The organism is Kitasatospora sp. NPDC004615, from assembly GCF_042873545.1.
Lineage (GTDB): Bacteria > Actinomycetota > Actinomycetes > Streptomycetales > Streptomycetaceae > Kitasatospora.
Genome location: NZ_JBIALQ010000006.1, coordinates 82431 through 97884 on the forward strand (window position 1 = coordinate 82431; position 15454 = coordinate 97884).

Sequence of the window (15454 nt, forward strand, 5' to 3'; positions counted from 1 at the left end):
CATACCCGATCGGCCCGACCCACAGACAAACGCCCCGGCCGGTAATACATTGAATCCGTGGCTGAGGATGTGGGGGGCTCGCCGTACTCCGACGGCGCCGACCATGGTGATGCGGACGACGAGTTCGCCACCGTGGTCTTCGACGAGAGCTTCGTCCGCTCCGCCGCCGTGCACGAGCCGAGCGCCCGGGAGCGGCAACTCGCCGCCGCCGAGACCAGGTTCGAGCCGGATCAGGCCGGTGCGGCCCGGAGCTACGAGTTCACTTCCGGGAGCGAGGTGCTGCCGCTCGAGCTGCGCCCGCTGCCCGGCGGGCTGGACGAGGACCGCTTCTACCCCGACCCGTGGTCGGGCGGCGACCGGCAGCACCGGCGCACCCGCCGCTCGCGCCTGCGCGCGTTCGACCCGCTGCGCGGCGGGTCGGTCGCCCAGCAGCGCTGGCACCGGCCGGTGGCCTGGGTGCTGGCCCTGGTGATGGGCATCGGTGTGGTCGCGCTGGCCGTCGCCGCCGTGTACCGGGGCGTCGGCAACGCCCCCGAGTCGCCGGCCAGGCCGTCCAGCGGGACCAGCAGCCCCAGCACGACGCCCTCGGTGCAGCCGCCCGTGACGGCGGCCGTTCCGGCGGGCTGAGCGGGCCGCTCCGCCGATCACCGGTCGTGGCGGTCTCGTTACCCGCGCCCCTCTCGTCGCGCGCGGCGGGCGAGCCTACCCTGGTCTCATGGGTGACCGGCGCGAGCCTCCCGAGGGCACGCCCGAAGGTGGCTCCAACGATGACGAGTTCCGGTCCGTCGTCTTCGACGAATCGTTCGTGAAGGCTGCCCGGATCCAGGAACTGTCCGCGCAGGAACGGCTGGCCGGCGCGTTCGGCCGGGCCACCCGGACGCGCGGCTGGGGCTGGTTCGGGTCGTTGCCGCGGCAGGCGGTGATTCTGCTGCTGCTGGTGGCGATGGCGTTCGCCGCAGCCGTCTACTTCGGTGTCAGCTCCCCGCACGGCCAGGCCGTGCCGCCCAGCGGCGCCCAGCTGACGTCCGTCGTCACCCCGCTCAGCCCATCCGCCACGGTCGGTGCCGTCCCCGACCCCGCCCACCCGTTCGCCGCGCTGCCGACCGGCTACGCGGACGGCCAGGGCGGCTTCAACATGCCGCCCGCCTCGTCCACCGCGCACTTCGGCGGGACGGACGTGCAGCGCGCCCTGGACTCCGTCCAGCACTACCTGGTGGTCTCCGAGCTGACCCCCGCCACCCTGACCGCCAACGAGACCGGCCAGGTCCGCGAGCTGCTCACGACCGGCGAACTCGCCCAGTACGACGACAGCGTCAACACGCCGCGCGACGACCAGCACCACGCCGCCACCGGCTGGATGGTGCGCTTCGACCCCGGGCAGGTCGCCCTGGCCACCGACACCGTGAAGGTCAACGGCGGCGTCCAGGTCGGCGAACTCAACCCCGGCACGCTGGAGATCACCGCCGACCACACCCTGGTCTACGCGCTGCGTCCGGCCGGCACCACCAGCGACCCCTCGGTCACCCTGTACTCGGTGCGCCGGGAGGTGCGGATCGACATCGACCGGGCCGACCTGGACGCCGGACGCGTCCGGGTGGTCGATTCCATCGTCCAGGCCGGGCCCACCGGCTGCGGCACCGTGCAGAGCGACTACCTGCAGCCGATGCTGGCTACCGCGGCGGGCGTCCACCCGAGCACCCCGCCCGCCGTGAACCCGGCCGACCACAGCCGGCCGGCCTGGCAGACCTGCGGGGTGCTCGGGCCGATCACCCGCTGAGCCGCTTGTCGGACCGGTCAGTCCTGCTTCTCGCCGGTGCCCGCGCTGCTGCCGTTGCCGTTGGTGCGGCCGGCGCCGGTGAAGGTGTCGCGGAGCTTGCCGCCGACCGTGCCGACGCCGTTGGTGAGGTCGCGCAGCAGGCCCATCAGCGGGTCCTTGCTCTCCTTCACCGACTGCGAGTACGAGTCCGCGGCGGCCTTCCACTGCGCGCCGATCGAGGTGTCCGGGTCGTCACCGCGGCGCGGGTACGCGCCGGCCATGATCGAGCGGTACTCCTCGCTCTCCGCCCACTTCTTCAGCTGCGCCACCCGAACCACCGCGAACGGGTGGGTCTGCGGCAGCACCTGCAGCAGCTTCAGCACGCTGTCGCGCAGGTCGCCAGCCTTGTCGTACTCCGCGGCCTGCTCCAGGAACGCGTCCACGTTCATCTCGGCCATGTGCGCGCCGCCGGCCAGCTTCATCAGGCCGCGCATCGACGCCTGCAGGTCCTGCCCGGCCAGCAGACCGGCCCGGTCGCTGGAGAGCTCGGCCTTGCGGAACCACTCCTTGAGCGCGGTGATCACCGCGGTGATCGCCAGGTTGCCCAGCGGCAGCCAGCCGATCCGGGCCGCCAGGTTGGTGAGGATCAGCAGCATCGTCTGGTACACCGCGTGCCCCGACATCGCGTGACCGACCTCGTGGCCGATCACCGCGCGCAGCTCTTCCTCGTCCATCAGCTCGATCAGGCCGGTGGTCACCACGATCACCGGGGTGTCCATGCCGATGCAGTACGCGTTGACCTTCGGGTCCTGGGTCACATACAGGTCCGGGACCTTCTCCAGGTCCAGCACGTACGCGGCGTCCCGCACCATGTCGTACAGCTCCGGGAACTGACGCTCCGAGGTCTTGACCGCCGTGGCCAGGAACAGCAGGCGGACGCTGCGCTCCGACACCAGGCCGGCCAGCTTCTTCAGGATGTCGTCGAAACCGCTCAGCTTGCGCAGCGCCACCAGCCCCGAACGGTCCGCCGGGTGCTCCCAGGCACGGGTGGAGATCTCCGGGAACCGCTGGCGGCGGCGGCTCGGCGCGTTGCCCTTGGTCATGTCGGTCATTGAGTACCCTCCTGGATCGACGCCGGCACCGGCTCCCGTGGCCGGCCCCCGCTGCTTCCTCTTAACGTCGCTGTGTCCGCACTCGTCCCCGGGCGCCACGGTACGCCGTCCGCCCGCACCGTCCGGGCGGGGTGTGGGGGCGGGAACGGCGATAAACGGGTCTACCCTGGCTGTGCCGTACCGAAAAGGAGCCCCGTGATGTCCCCTGCCGACCTGGTCCAGCTCGCCGGACCGATCTCCAGCGAGAACGGCCCCGGCCTGTTCCTGAGGATCATCCTGATCGCCTCCTTCGTCGGAGTCGGCCTGCTGATCTGGGCGATCGCCCGGGCCGGCCGCGACGGCGCCAAGCGCGACGCCGAGCGCGAGCGGGCCCGCGCCGAGGCGGCCGAGCGGGGCTGAACCCCGACCCGGTGAGCCCCAGGTCATGAGCCCCACGACCCGGCGGTGGCCAGGGACGACTCACTGGTGGTCAGACGCGGTGGGCCGCCGCGCGGTTGCGTGTCAGGCCCCCGTACGATGAGCCCCGCGGGCCGCACGGTCCGTGACCGCCTGGTCCTCACCGAGCCGAGAAGGTCCCGCCGATCATGACCTCTGCTGCCCTGCCCGCCCTCGCCGTCCTCGCCGAGGAGGGCGGAAACCACGACAGCCTCAACCCCTTCCTGACGGGTGGCGCGGCGCTGGCCATCCTGCTGCTGCTGCTGTTCGTCACCACCCGCTTCAACCGCGACCGCTGACCCGGTCGCGCCGCCGCCCGGCGCGGCGGGTGGACACGGAGTGCCCCGGGCCCGCAACGGGCGGAATCCCCGGGACACCCGGGTCGCGTAAGGTGTGGCGCCATGAGAAAGCAGGTCGACACCTCTGGGACGGACGCCGCGCAGGGCACCCCAGCGCCGGCCAGTGCGCCGCGCGCGCGACGCCGGCTGGGAGTGATGGGCGGCACCTTCGACCCCATCCACCACGGACACCTGGTGGCCGCCAGTGAGGTGGCCAGCGCCTTCCACCTGGACGAAGTGATCTTCGTCCCGACCGGGCAACCCTGGCAGAAGTCCGACCGGCAGGTCTCGCCGGCCGAGGACCGCTACCTGATGACGGTGATCGCCACCGCCGAGAACCCGCAGTTCTCGGTCAGCCGGATCGACATCGACCGCAACGGCCCCACCTACACCGTCGACACCCTCCGCGAGCTGCAGGCCCTGCACCCCGACGCCGAACTCTTCTTCATCACCGGCGCGGACGCCCTCGCCCAGATCATCTCCTGGCGCTCCTCCGAGGAACTCTTCGACCTCGCGCACTTCATCGGCTGCACCAGGCCGGGCCATACTCTCTCCGACACCGGCCTGCCGGTCGGCGGCGTCTCGCTGGTCGAGGTGCCCGCCCTCGCCATCTCCTCCACCGACTGCCGGATGCGAGTCGCCAAGGGCGAACCCATCTGGTACCTGGTGCCGGACGGCGTGGTCCGTTACATCCACAAGCGGGCGCTGTACGCGTCGGCCCGGCCTTGATCCCCGGGAGGGACCGCATGACCGGAACGTCCGACGACGAACAGTGGTACGGCCGCCAGCCCCAACCGCCCCACCAGCAGCAGCCCGGATACCACCCCCCGCAGGGATACCAGCAGCAGCCGCCGTACGAGCAGCCGCCGTATGAGCAGCAGGCGTACGAACAACAGCCTTACGAGCAGCAGGCGTTCGAGCAGCAGCCCGGGTACGAGTCGACCGGGTACGGGTCGTCCGGCCACGGGCAGTCCGGGTACGGCGGCCAGGGCGGGTACGGGCAGCCGGGCCAGGGGCAGTCCGGGTACGGGCAGTCCGGGTACGAGCAGTCTGGGTACGAGCGGCAGCAGGGATACGGGCAGCAGGGGGACCACGGGCAGCAGGGGTACGCGCAGCAACAGCCGTACGGGCAGGCAGATCCGTACGGCGGGTACGACCCGCAGGGCGCACAGCAGGGCGGGCAGCACGGGGCGTACGTACAGGACCCGTACGGCGGCGACCAGTCCGGGCACGGGCAGCAGGCTGGGTACGCGCAGCGCGGCCAGGTGGCCCAGGGGTTCGAACAGCACGGGTACGGACAGCAGTTCGGTGGTCAGCAGGGGGCCGGGCAGCCGTCGGCTGGAGGGACGGCGGGCGACGCCTACGGGCAGCAGGCCCAGGACCCCTATTACGGACAGCAGCAGCCCGCGCAGGGGTTCTACCAGCAGCAGCCGCAGGTGCCGGGGCAGACGCTGGGTGCGCAGGCACCGGGTGGGCAGGTGCTCGACGGCCGGGTGACCGAGAGGCCGGGGGCCGCGGGGCAGGGGATCGCTGGGCAGGGGACCGCCGGGCGGGTGCCGCCGCAGGCCGGGGTGGCCGGGCGTGGGGGCTCGCCGGTGAGTCCGACCGTCGCGGGGATGTCGCCCCGGGTGCGGGCCGCGGCGTCGGCTGCGGCGCCGGAGGCCGAGGCACTGTCCGAGCCGTCCGAACTGGTCGGCGGACGGGCAGCTGCTGCGGCCGCCCGGGCCAAGAGCGCAGTCGACGACTCCTACACCACGGGCGAGTTCAACTTCGTCGACGAGCAGACGGAGGACTCCGAGGACGCCATCGACTGGCTGAAGTTCGCCGAGTCCCGCAGCGAAGTCCGGGCCGAGCGGCGGCGGCGGCTGCGCAACCGGCTGATCGCGCTGCTGGTGGTACTGGCGGTACTGGCGGCCGGAGCGGCGGGTTACCTGTGGTGGTCCGGCGCGTTCTCCGGCGCGAACGACTCGACCAATGCGGCCGGCGGACGGTACGTCAACGTGGTGCACCTCCGCGAAAAGGGGGGCAAGGTCACCACCGCGCTGCTGGTCGACGACCAGGACGGGCGGAAGGCGACCGTGCTGCTGCTCCCCGACGCCCTTCAGCTCCCCAGCAACGGCGAGACCACCACCACCACCGTCGGCCAGGCGATGGACGCCGTCGGTCTCTCCGCCACCCGCGACGGCCTGAACACCGTGCTGGGCGCCAAGGTGTCCGGCACCTGGCGGCTGGACACCCCCTACCTGCAGGTGCTCGTCACTCAGCTCGGCGGCATCAAGGTGGACACCAACGCCGAGGTGCGTGAGGAGAACAAGCCCGACGGCAAGGTGCTCGCCGCCGCCGGCAAGGACGTCCTGCTGACCGGCCCCGCCGCCGTCTACTACGCCACCCTGCAAGCGCCCGGCGAGGGCCGGGATGCTCAACTCGCCCGCTTCGGGCAGGTGATGGCGGGGGTGATCAACGCGATGCCGGTCGCCTTGGCGGACGCAACCGATGACGTGCACCGGATGATGTTCGTCCCCGACCCGTCGCTGCCGGAGAAGGCGCTCGCCGGCGTCCTGGTCAACCTCTCCAAGCAGGCGAAGGCCGGACACCTGGCCACCACCCAGCTCACCGTCAAGCCGGACGGCACCCTGGACGACGCCACCGCCGGCAAGCAGGTGAAGGACATCCTCGGCGGTGCCCTCGGCTCGACCAAGGGCACCGGTGGCGCCACCCGCGTCACTGTGATCAACGCCTCCGGCAACGACAAGGCGGCGCTGGCCGCAAAGGTGATCGTCAGCAACTCGGGCATGGAGCCGCTGCCGTCCACCGCACAGGCCTCCGCGCAGGCGACGTCCGAGATCCGGTACACCGACGACGCCAAGAAGGATGCGGCGCGCACCCTGGCCATCAGCCTGGGGCTGTCGGACTCGGTGGTGAAGAAGGTCACCGACTCGCAGAACGCGGACCTGGTGCTGATGCTCGGCAAGGACTACCAGCCGCCGCAGACGCCTGGGCAGTAGCCCGCCGGCTGCGCGGCCTGACTGGACGGCCTGGCTGGACCGCTTGGCTGCGCGGCGCGGGTGTGAGGGCCGGCTGTGCGGCCTGGGTGTGAGGGCTGGTTCAGGCGGCCCGGTTGTGCGGTCGGGGCCCCGGGGTGGAAATCACTCCGGGGCCCCGGCGCGTTCGTGAGATCCTGGGAAGGTATCCCCACAGCCGATCCGGAAGAGCATCGTGACCGTCACCGACCGAAGCCAGGAACTGATCACCGTCGCCGCGCAGGCGGCGGCCGACAAGCTGGCGCACGACATCATCGCCTTCGACGTCAGCGAGGTGCTGTCGATCACCGACGCCTTCCTGATCGCCTCCGCCGCCAACGACCGCCAGGTCCGCGCGATCGCCGAGGAGATCGAGGACCAGCTGCGCGAGAAGCTCGACACCAAGCCGGTGCGCCGCGAAGGCGAGCGCGAGGGCCGCTGGATCCTGCTCGACTACCTGGACATCGTGGTGCACGTCCAGCACTCCGAGGAGCGCTCCTTCTACTCGCTCGACCGCCTGTGGAAGGACTGCCCCGAGCTGCCGCTCCCCGAGGACGCGCTGGCGACCCGCAACCGGCCCGAGAACGCCGTTACCGACGCCGCCGGTAACGCCGTCTCCGGGGGCGACCTCTGAGCCGCTCCGCGACGTGGCCGCGCATCGTCCTGTGGCGGCACGGCCAGACGTCCTGGAATCTCGAGTCGCGGTTCCAGGGCACTACTGACGTCGATCTCACTGAGCAGGGGCTGTTCCAGGCGCAGCGGGCCGCCCGCCTGCTCGCCGCGCTCCGCCCCGACCTGCTGATCTCCTCCGACCTGACGCGGGCCCGGCGCACCGCCGCCGAGCTGGCCTCGCTCACCGGTCTGGAGGTACACCACCACGAGGGTCTCCGCGAGACCTTCGCGGGGGAGTGGCAGGGGCTCACCAACTCCGAGATCCGGCAGCGGTATCCGGAGCAGTTCGAGGCCTGGGCCCGTGGAGAGCCGGTCCGGCGCGGCGGCGGTGAACTCTCCACCGAGGTGGCCGACCGGGCCATCCCGGTGGTGCTGGACGCCGTTGACAAGCTGCCCGAGGGCGGCACCCTGGTGGTGGTCAGCCACGGTGGCACCATCCGCACCATGATCGGCCGACTGCTGGGCATGGAGCCGCAGTTGTGGGAGCGCTTCGGCGGTCTCTCGAACTGCTGCTGGTCGATGCTCGGGCAGGACGCGCGCGGCTGGCGGCTGCAGGAGCACAACGCGGGGACGCTCCCTCAGCCGGTCATCGGCGACGAGACCTGAGGCACGACCTGAGGCGGTGTCGGCGGCGGGACCTGAGGGTTTCCCGGCCCGGATTTCACAGTTCCGGCTCTGACCAGCTAGAGTCTTCCTCGTTCGCAGCGACGAGGAACGCAGACGGGAAACCGGAGGCGAGAGTCGCGGAACTGCGGGGCTATAGCTCAGTTGGTAGAGCGATTGCATGGCATGCAATAGGTCAGGAGTTCGATTCTCCTTAGCTCCACTCCGCACCGATGGTCCGTGAGTGGTCGTCAGTGTTGCGGGGCTATAGCTCAGTTGGTAGAGCGATTGCATGGCATGCAATAGGTCCGGAGTTCGATTCTCCGTAGCTCCACAGCAGTTCCGCGAGGCCGCTACCCGAAAAGGGTGGCGGCCTTCGGTGTTCCCGGGGCCGGCCGCAGTGTGCCCGGAACGGATTAGGGCCTGGACCGTCGACCGTGTACAGTTGTCGATGTCGCCAAGGGAAACCGCAAGGAAAACCGCAGGTGACAGCGGTAGAAGTAGTAACAGCATGGGGCTATAGCTCAGTTGGTAGAGCGATTGCATGGCATGCAATAGGTCCGGAGTTCGATTCTCCGTAGCTCCACAGTAGACCGAAGGCCGTCCCGCGAGGGGCGGCCTTCGGTCGTTCCGCCGCCTCCTCTGCCGCACGGAGCGCAGGGCGGCTACCGTCGTGCCATGGCCGATCTGGCGCGAAAACGGAACGACGAGCTCGCCCGGATACTCCACCAGCTGGGATGGAGCCCGGAGCGGCTGGCCCGCGAGGTGAACGCGGTGCTGCCGCCCAGCATGGCAATCAGCTCGACCGCGCCCTACAAGTGGCGCGACCGGGGCATGGTGCCGCGCTCGCCGCACGACCAGACCGTCTGCGAGGTCCTCGGCCGCAGTGTCGGCATCGCCGTCACGTACGAGCAGCTGTGGGGGCAGATGGGCTCCAACCGGGGCGCCAAGATGCTCTCGCCCCGGCTGCTGACCGACCCGTGGACGGCTGACACCGCGCAGACCGCGCTCCGCGAGGCCGGCGCGGATGGCGCACCGGTGCGGCTCACCGACCTGTTCCGTGGCGACGAGCTGGAGCAGGCGGCCCGGCACTGGGCCTCCCCGCCACCGCCCGTCACCGGCGGCGAGGGCGCCCTGCGGATCGCTCCCGAGCAACTGGCCGACCTGCGGCTCTCCTACGACTCCAAGCAGCGCCTGGAGCGCACCTACGGCGGCGGACTGATCCTTGATCTCGCGAAGGCCGAACTCGCGATGGTGGGGAAGCTGCTGGAGCTCGGCAACTACGACGAGCCGCTCGGCCGGGAGCTGTACGGGGCCGCCAGCAGGCTGGCTCGGCTGGTCGGATGGGCGAACTACGACATGGGAAACGACGCCGCAGCGCAGCGAGCCTTCGTCGCGGCCCTGCGGGCCGCCCATGTCTCCGGTGACTCCCGGCTCGGTGTCGGCGTGGTCGGCTGCCTCGCCGTCCAGGCCACCTACAACTCCGGCGGGCGGGGTCTGGACCCGGTGGCGATGCTGTCCACCGCGCTGCGGGCCGCCGACGACGTGCTGACACCTTGTGAGCGGGCGCTGCAACTCGGCCGGATCGCCCGCGCGCACGGCCGCAAGGGCGAGCAGATCAGCGCCGAGGCGGTCGCCGAGCGGGCGATCCGGGTGCTGGAGGGCCTGGACGGGCACGACCAGGAACGCGCCGACCTGGAAGGCATGATCGGCGAGGGCTACCTGCTGCTCGGCGAGCACGAGCAGGCCCGCGGCCTGCTGCAGGGCGCGATCGAGACGCTCACCGCGGAACGCGCCCGGGTCAAGGCGCTGTTGATGGTGCGCCTTGCCGACTCCTACCGCCGCACCGGCGAACGCAAGGACGCCGAGCGCATTGCCGACCGGGCCCGCCAGCTCGCCGCCGGCATGCAGTCCGCCCGTGTGGCGCGGGCCCTGCGCGACTTCGACACCGCGATGCGGGCGGAGGCGTAGCGAGGGCCTGGACGGCCAGGCTGCCGGAGCAGGTGGACGGACTGGCGGCGTGGGCGGACGGACTGCTGGTGCGGGCGGGGGAGTGGGCGCGGGCATGGGCTGGGGCATCGGGGTAGGCGGGAAGGTGGCTTCGGGAGTGGGCGGGGGAGTGCGCCGAGACGAGATTGCGGGCGTGGTTGGGGGATTGACGCGGTGACGCGAAAGGGTGTTGAAGGGGTGCGGTACCCTGAGCCCATGCGAACTGTGCGCCTGCTTCTTAGCCAGCCGCGCTGACCAGGACCGGCTTGGGTGCCGGAGTCGGCGTGGCGTCCCCTCCTGTGGAGGGGTTTTCTGCTTTCTACGGCCTGTTCGCTGACTGATGACGATGGAGCCTGAAGGACCATGAGCGAGACGACCCCCGCTTCCGGCGCGGCCGAAGCCGCCACCGAGCCTTTCCGCTACGGCGCCGCGCTGGCCGCCGAGATCGAGTCCCGCTGGCAGGACCTGTGGGAGAAGGAGGGGACGTTCAACGCCCCCAACCCGACCGGCCCGCTGGCCGACGGGTCGGCCGTCGCCGCGAAGCCCCACAGCTTCATCATGGACATGTTCCCGTACCCGTCGGGCGCCGGCCTGCACGTCGGCCACCCGCTGGGCTACATCGCCACCGACGTGTACGCCCGCTTCCAGCGGATGAACGGGCACAACGTCCTGCACACGCTGGGCTACGACGCCTTCGGCCTGCCTGCCGAGCAGTACGCGGTGCAGCACGGCGTGCACCCGCGAGTGTCCACCGAGGACAACATCGCGAACATGCGCCGGCAGCTGCGCCGACTGGGCCTGGGCCACGACTCGCGCCGCTCGATCTCCACGATCGACCCCGAGTACTACCGCTGGACCCAGTGGATCTTCCTGCAGATCTTCAACGCCTGGTACGACCAGGACGCCGACAAGGCCCGGCCGATCTCCGAGCTGGTCGCCCAGTTCGAGTCCGGCGAGCGCGAGGTGCCGGGCGGCCGCGCCTGGGCTGAGCTGACCGGTGTCGAGCGCGACGAGGTGCTGGGCGAGTACCGGCTGGCCTACTCCAAGGAGGTGCCGGTCAACTGGTGCCCCGGTCTGGGCACCGTGCTGGCCAATGAGGAGGTCACCGCGGACGGCCGCTCCGAGCGCGGCAACTTCCCGGTGTTCAAGTCCAACCTGCGCCAGTGGATGATGCGGATCACCGCCTACGCGGACCGCCTGATCAGCGACCTGGACCTGCTGGACTGGCCCGAGGCGATCAAGCAGCAGCAGCGCAACTGGATCGGCCGCTCCGAGGGCGCGCGGGTGGACTTCGGCGTCGGCGGTGACACCGTCACCGTTTTCACCACCCGCCCTGACACGCTGTTCGGTGCCACCTACATGGTGCTGGCCCCCGAGCACGCCCTGGTCGACACCATCGTTCCGGCCGAGTGGCCGACCGGTACCCGCGAGGAGTGGACCGGCGGTGCCGCGACGCCGGCCGAGGCCGTCGCCGCGTACCGCGCGGCCGCCGCCGCCAAGTCCGACGTGGAGCGCCAGGCCGACGCCAAGGTGAAGACCGGTGTGTTCACCGGCGCGTTCGCGGCCAACCCGGTCAGCGGCGAGCAGATCCCGGTGTTCATCGCCGACTACGTGCTGATGGGCTACGGCACCGGCGCGATCATGGCCGTCCCCGCGCACGACAGCCGCGACTTCGCGTTCGCGCAGGCGTTCAACCTGCCGATGCGCTGTGTCGTCCAGCCCACCGACGGGCGCGGCGAGGACCCGCACACCTGGGACGACGCCTTCGACACCTACGACTCGGTGTTGATCAACTCCGAGCGTGACGGCGTGTCGCTGAACGGCCTGCCCGTGGTCGATGCCAAGGCCCGGGTGACCGCCTGGCTGGCCGAGCAGGGCATCGGCGAAGGCACCGTCAACTTCCGTCTGCGCGACTGGCTGTTCAGCCGCCAGCGGTACTGGGGCGAGCCGTTCCCGATCGTCTACGACGAGAGCGGCGCGATGCACGCGCTGCCCGAGTCGATGCTGCCGGTCGAGGTCCCCGAGGTGGACGACTACTCGCCGCACACCTACGACCCCGACGACGCCGCGTCCTCGCCGAAGACCCCGCTGTCCCGCAACGAGGCCTGGGTCAACGTCGAGCTGGACCTGGGCGACGGCGTGAAGACCTACCGCCGCGAGACCAACACCATGCCCAACTGGGCGGGTTCCTGCTGGTACGAGCTGCGCTACGTCGACCCGGTCAACTCCAGCTCGGTCGTCGACCCCGCGAACGAGGCCTACTGGATGGGCCCGACCGCCGACAAGCCGGCCGGCGGCGTCGACCTGTACGTCGGCGGTGCCGAGCATGCTGTGCTGCACCTGCTGTACGCCCGCTTCTGGCACAAGGTGCTGCACGACCTGGGACACGTCTCCTCGGTCGAGCCCTTCCACAAGCTGTTCAACCAGGGCATGATCACCGCCGACGTGTACCGCGACGCCCGTGGCTTCCCGGTTCCCGCGGCGGAGGTCGAGGAGCGCGACGGCCAGTACTACTGGCAGGGCGAGCAGGTCCGCCGCGAGGCGGGCAAGATGGGCAAGTCGCTGAAGAACGCGGTCGCCCCCGACGAGATCTCCGACGAGTACGGTGCGGACACCCTGCGCCTGTACGAGATGGCGATGGGCCCGCTGGACGTCTCCCGCCCGTGGGACACCCGCGCCGTGATCGGCTCGTACCGCTTCCTGCAGCGGCTGTGGCGCAACATCGTCTCGGAGGTCACCGGCGAACTGGTGGTGACGGACGAGGAGCCGGACGAGGCGACGCTGCGTGCGCTGCACAAGACGATCGACGGCATCCGCGGTGACATGGCCGGTCTGCGGTTCAACACCGCCGTGGCCAAGGCCATCGAGCTGAACAACTTCCTGGTGAAGCGCGGTTCCACCCCGCGTCCGGTCGCCGAGCAGATCGTTCTGCTGATCGCACCGCTGGCGCCGCACATCGCCGAGGAGCTGTGGCGTCGACTGGGTCATGAGCAGTCGCTGGCCTTCACCGACTACCCGGTGGCCGACCCGGCCTACGTGGTCGATGAGACCGTGACCTGTGTCGTGCAGATCAAGGGCAAGGTCAAGGCCCGCCTGGAGGTCTCGCCGTCCATCTCGGACGCCGAGCTGGAGGCGCTGGCCCTGGCCGATCCCACTGTGGTCGCGGCCATCGGCGGCGCGGAGGTGCGCAAGGTCATCGCCCGCGCTCCGAAGCTGGTGAACATCGTCACCGGCTGACGCCACCTCTGCTGAGGCGTCGCCAGATCGGCAGGGCCGGTTGCCCCGGATTCGGGGTGGCCGGCCCTTCGCCGTCCACGGGGGTGGGAGAGCCGGTTCCCGGACAAGGGGGAGGGGGAGGGCGCGCCAGGCCCGTGGGATGCGTTGGGTCCCTCGGGCTCCTTGCGCTCCTCCGGTTCGTCGGACTACTCGGACGGGCTGGAAGCGGTGGAAGGCCTCGAACAAGGTGGCTCCGTTCTTCGTGAGTGGTTTGACGGGTAGCGCGTACTGGCGGTCTCCGGGTGATCGCTTGGGGGAAATCCCTGAGCTGTCCCTGATCTCAGGTCTTCAGGCGGTTGAAGGCCTGCTGTCCGTTGCCGGGCCGAGCTACGGTGGAGACCGGTGGACAGGGCGGGCCGCACTCGGCGGACCGCCGCCTGTCACGGGCGGAAGGTGGGCTCCCGGTGGAAGCGCTCGGTATCGTCGTAGCGCTGGTCGCGCTGCTCGGCGTGACGCTGTTGGTGATGGCAGTGGTCGGGACGGTCAAGGCGGTGAAGGCCGTGGCCGCCAAGGTCGATCGGCACAGCTCCAACGCCCAGCGGGCAGTGGAGAACGCCGCCCTCAGGGCGAAGAGCATCACCAAGCCGGGTGACCAGGGAAAGATCGCCGGCCTCCGGCTCTCCCTGCGCACCGCGCTGGACTCGACCCGCCAGGTCCTGCAGGGCGGCCTCCCGCAGGATGGCCAGCTCGGCGACTCGCTCCAGCTCCTTGCCCGGCTCGACTCGCACGCCGCCGAACTCGACGCGGAACTGCGTCTGCTGGAGCGTGAGCCGATGACCGGCCGGGTCACCGCCAAGCTTCCGGAACTGCGCGAGCGTGCCGAACGGATCACGCACTCCGCGGACTCCCTGCGTTGGGCCGCCCAGGACCGCATGCGCCGCTTCGCCGACGACGAGCTCGCCCGCCTCAGTAAGGAATGCCAGGACGAGGCCGGTGCGCTGCGGCACTGGACTCCTGCCGAGCCCGCCGCCGACCGTGACTCCGAGTTCGCCGCCGACTCTGTCTCCGCGGCCAGTGCCCGGAGCGCTGCCTCCGCCGATCACCCCGCTGACCGCCGGAAGGGAATCGGTACCGGACGCCAGAGCAGCGCCGAAGAACTGCTGGGGTTGGCTGCCGAGCCGCTCTCCCGCCTCGCCGACCGCCTGCGCAAGCCGAACCCGGCCGGACCCAACCACCCCTGACCCCGCGCCACGAGTGGTTGCTGTCCGTGCGGTGAGGGTTACCCGCTGCTATGGAGGTCAAACCGCCACAGGACGGGCACTGTCATCCTGGTCCGGCGGAGGGTAACCTCCGGCTCATGCTCGGCCACCTCGCACTTGTCACGGATTCCACCGCGTATCTGCCCCAAGAAGCGGTGGACCGGCACCGCATCCAGGTGGTACCGCTCAGCGTTGCGGTCGGTGACGAGGTCTTCGCGGAAGGCGTCGAGATCTCCCCGAAGGACGTCGCCGAGGCCCTACGAGCCAAGCGCCGGGTGACCACTTCCCGGCCCAGCCCCGAAACGTTCACGGCCGCCTACTTGGCGGCCGCCGAGGCCGGTGCACGGGGAATTGTCTCCATCCACCTGTCCGCCGAGCTTTCCGGTACGGCGGAGGCCGCTCAGTTGGCCGCCGCCACGGTGCCGATCCCGGTCAGGGTGGTCGACAGTCGGCTGGTCGGCATGGCACTGGGAAGTTGCGTGCTGGCCGCCGCGGAACTCGCCGATGCCCTCGATGCCGCTCGGGCAGAGACGGCAGTCGATCGCGCCGATGTCGAGGCGGACAGGGTCGAGACCGAAGTGGATCTGGACCAGGTCGTCTCCGCTGCCGAGCGGCGGGCCGACGTCACCAGCGGATTCTTCTACGTCGACACCTTGGAGCACCTGCGGCGCGGAGGCCGGATCGGAACCGCCCAGGCGCTGGTCGGCTCCGCGCTGGCCGTGAAGCCCCTGCTCCACCTGTCCGGCGGTCGGATCGAGCCGCTGGAGAAGGTCCGCACTGCCTCCCGGGCCATTGCCCGGCTCGAGGAGATTGCGGTCGAACACGCGGGTGCACAGCCAGTGGACATCACCGTCCACCATCTGGCCGCAGAGCAGCGGGCCGAGGCGCTGGCCGAGCGGCTGCGGGAGCGGGTACCGGCGGTGAACGAGCTCTACGTCAGCGAAGTAGGCGCCGTCATCGGTGCGCACGTCGGGCCTGGCCTGCTGGCCGTCGTGGTGGCGCCGCTCGTCGCATCCCCGCACTGAGCACTATGAAACTCACTCGTCCTAGCGAC

The 15454-nt window shown here is 70.7% G+C and carries 13 protein-coding genes and 3 tRNA genes; 15 read left to right on the plus strand and 1 reads right to left on the minus strand.

The window, feature by feature from the left end; translation table 11 throughout:
* Positions 1–57: 57 nt before the first annotated feature.
* Both ACFYS8_RS21500 and ACFYS8_RS21505 read left to right on the plus strand, forming a co-directional pair.
* Complete coding sequence (locus tag ACFYS8_RS21500; protein WP_387643107.1) at positions 58–627, plus strand: hypothetical protein; 570 nt, start codon at positions 58–60, stop codon at positions 625–627.
* Positions 628–715: 88 nt separating this feature from the next.
* Entirely contained in the window at positions 716–1777 is a 1062-nt protein-coding gene (locus ACFYS8_RS21505) for a hypothetical protein (RefSeq protein ID WP_387643108.1), read from the plus strand.
* A gap of 17 nt (positions 1778–1794) precedes the next feature.
* On the opposite strand, the gene ACFYS8_RS21510 is transcribed toward ACFYS8_RS21505, so the two are convergent.
* Positions 1795–2868 carry a M48 family metallopeptidase gene (locus ACFYS8_RS21510; RefSeq protein ID WP_387643109.1) on the minus strand — a complete coding sequence of 358 codons (1074 nt, stop codon included), beginning with the start codon at positions 2866–2868 and terminating at the stop codon, positions 1795–1797.
* A 198-nt stretch (positions 2869–3066) separates the two neighbouring features.
* Here ACFYS8_RS21510 and ACFYS8_RS21515 point away from each other — a divergent pair, with 198 nt between their 5' ends.
* The 13 genes from ACFYS8_RS21515 (at position 3067) to ACFYS8_RS21575 (ending at position 15425) form a co-directional block, all read left to right on the plus strand.
* Entirely contained in the window at positions 3067–3267 is a 201-nt protein-coding gene (locus ACFYS8_RS21515) for a hypothetical protein (RefSeq protein ID WP_387643110.1), read from the plus strand.
* A gap of 185 nt (positions 3268–3452) precedes the next feature.
* The gene (locus tag ACFYS8_RS21520; protein WP_387643111.1) at positions 3453–3602 is read left to right on the plus strand and encodes a hypothetical protein; all 150 of its coding nucleotides are present in this window, start codon (positions 3453–3455) and stop codon (positions 3600–3602) included.
* Positions 3603–3704: 102 nt separating this feature from the next.
* Positions 3705–4370, plus strand: coding sequence for a nicotinate-nucleotide adenylyltransferase (nadD, locus tag ACFYS8_RS21525; RefSeq protein ID WP_387643112.1), 666 nt, complete (start codon positions 3705–3707; stop codon positions 4368–4370).
* A gap of 17 nt (positions 4371–4387) precedes the next feature.
* Entirely contained in the window at positions 4388–6646 is a 2259-nt protein-coding gene (locus ACFYS8_RS21530) for a LytR C-terminal domain-containing protein (RefSeq protein WP_387643113.1), read from the plus strand.
* Between the two features lie 211 nt (positions 6647–6857).
* A complete protein-coding gene (rsfS, locus tag ACFYS8_RS21535) occupies positions 6858–7295 on the plus strand; it encodes a ribosome silencing factor (RefSeq protein ID WP_387643114.1) in 438 nt (145 codons plus the stop codon).
* Positions 7292–7939 carry a histidine phosphatase family protein gene (locus tag ACFYS8_RS21540; protein ID WP_387643834.1) on the plus strand — a complete coding sequence of 216 codons (648 nt, stop codon included), beginning with the start codon at positions 7292–7294 and terminating at the stop codon, positions 7937–7939. The genes rsfS and ACFYS8_RS21540 overlap by 4 nt, the downstream gene beginning before the upstream one ends.
* A gap of 147 nt (positions 7940–8086) precedes the next feature.
* Positions 8087–8159 (plus strand) — tRNA-Ala (locus ACFYS8_RS21545).
* Positions 8160–8197: 38 nt separating this feature from the next.
* Positions 8198–8270 (plus strand) — tRNA-Ala (locus ACFYS8_RS21550).
* Positions 8271–8449: 179 nt separating this feature from the next.
* Positions 8450–8522 (plus strand) — tRNA-Ala (locus tag ACFYS8_RS21555).
* A 92-nt stretch (positions 8523–8614) separates the two neighbouring features.
* Complete coding sequence (locus tag ACFYS8_RS21560; protein WP_387643115.1) at positions 8615–9907, plus strand: tetratricopeptide repeat protein; 1293 nt, start codon at positions 8615–8617, stop codon at positions 9905–9907.
* Positions 9908–10288: 381 nt separating this feature from the next.
* On the plus strand, positions 10289–13162 hold the full coding sequence (gene leuS / locus ACFYS8_RS21565) for a leucine--tRNA ligase (protein ID WP_387643116.1): 2874 nt from the start codon (positions 10289–10291) through the stop codon (positions 13160–13162).
* 443 nt (positions 13163–13605) lie between these two features.
* On the plus strand, positions 13606–14382 hold the full coding sequence (locus tag ACFYS8_RS21570) for a hypothetical protein (protein ID WP_387643117.1): 777 nt from the start codon (positions 13606–13608) through the stop codon (positions 14380–14382).
* Positions 14383–14498: 116 nt separating this feature from the next.
* Positions 14499–15425, plus strand: a complete 927-nt coding sequence (locus ACFYS8_RS21575; protein ID WP_387643118.1) for a DegV family protein — start codon at positions 14499–14501, stop codon at positions 15423–15425.
* Positions 15426–15454: the final 29 nt, after the last annotated feature.

Coding starts and splice junctions, on each gene's coding strand:
- ACFYS8_RS21530 (WP_387643113.1), top strand. CDS start 4,388: ATGACCGGAACGTCCGACGACGAACAGTGGTACGGCCGCCAGCCCCAA.
- ACFYS8_RS21505 (WP_387643108.1), top strand. CDS start 716: ATGGGTGACCGGCGCGAGCCTCCCGAGGGCACGCCCGAAGGTGGCTCC.
- ACFYS8_RS21575 (WP_387643118.1), top strand. CDS start 14,499: ATGCTCGGCCACCTCGCACTTGTCACGGATTCCACCGCGTATCTGCCC.
- ACFYS8_RS21515 (WP_387643110.1), top strand. CDS start 3,067: ATGTCCCCTGCCGACCTGGTCCAGCTCGCCGGACCGATCTCCAGCGAG.
- ACFYS8_RS21520 (WP_387643111.1), top strand. CDS start 3,453: ATGACCTCTGCTGCCCTGCCCGCCCTCGCCGTCCTCGCCGAGGAGGGC.
- leuS (WP_387643116.1), top strand. CDS start 10,289: ATGAGCGAGACGACCCCCGCTTCCGGCGCGGCCGAAGCCGCCACCGAG.
- ACFYS8_RS21560 (WP_387643115.1), top strand. CDS start 8,615: ATGGCCGATCTGGCGCGAAAACGGAACGACGAGCTCGCCCGGATACTC.
- ACFYS8_RS21510 (WP_387643109.1), bottom strand. CDS start 2,868: ATGACCGACATGACCAAGGGCAACGCGCCGAGCCGCCGCCGCCAGCGG.
- nadD (WP_387643112.1), top strand. CDS start 3,705: ATGAGAAAGCAGGTCGACACCTCTGGGACGGACGCCGCGCAGGGCACC.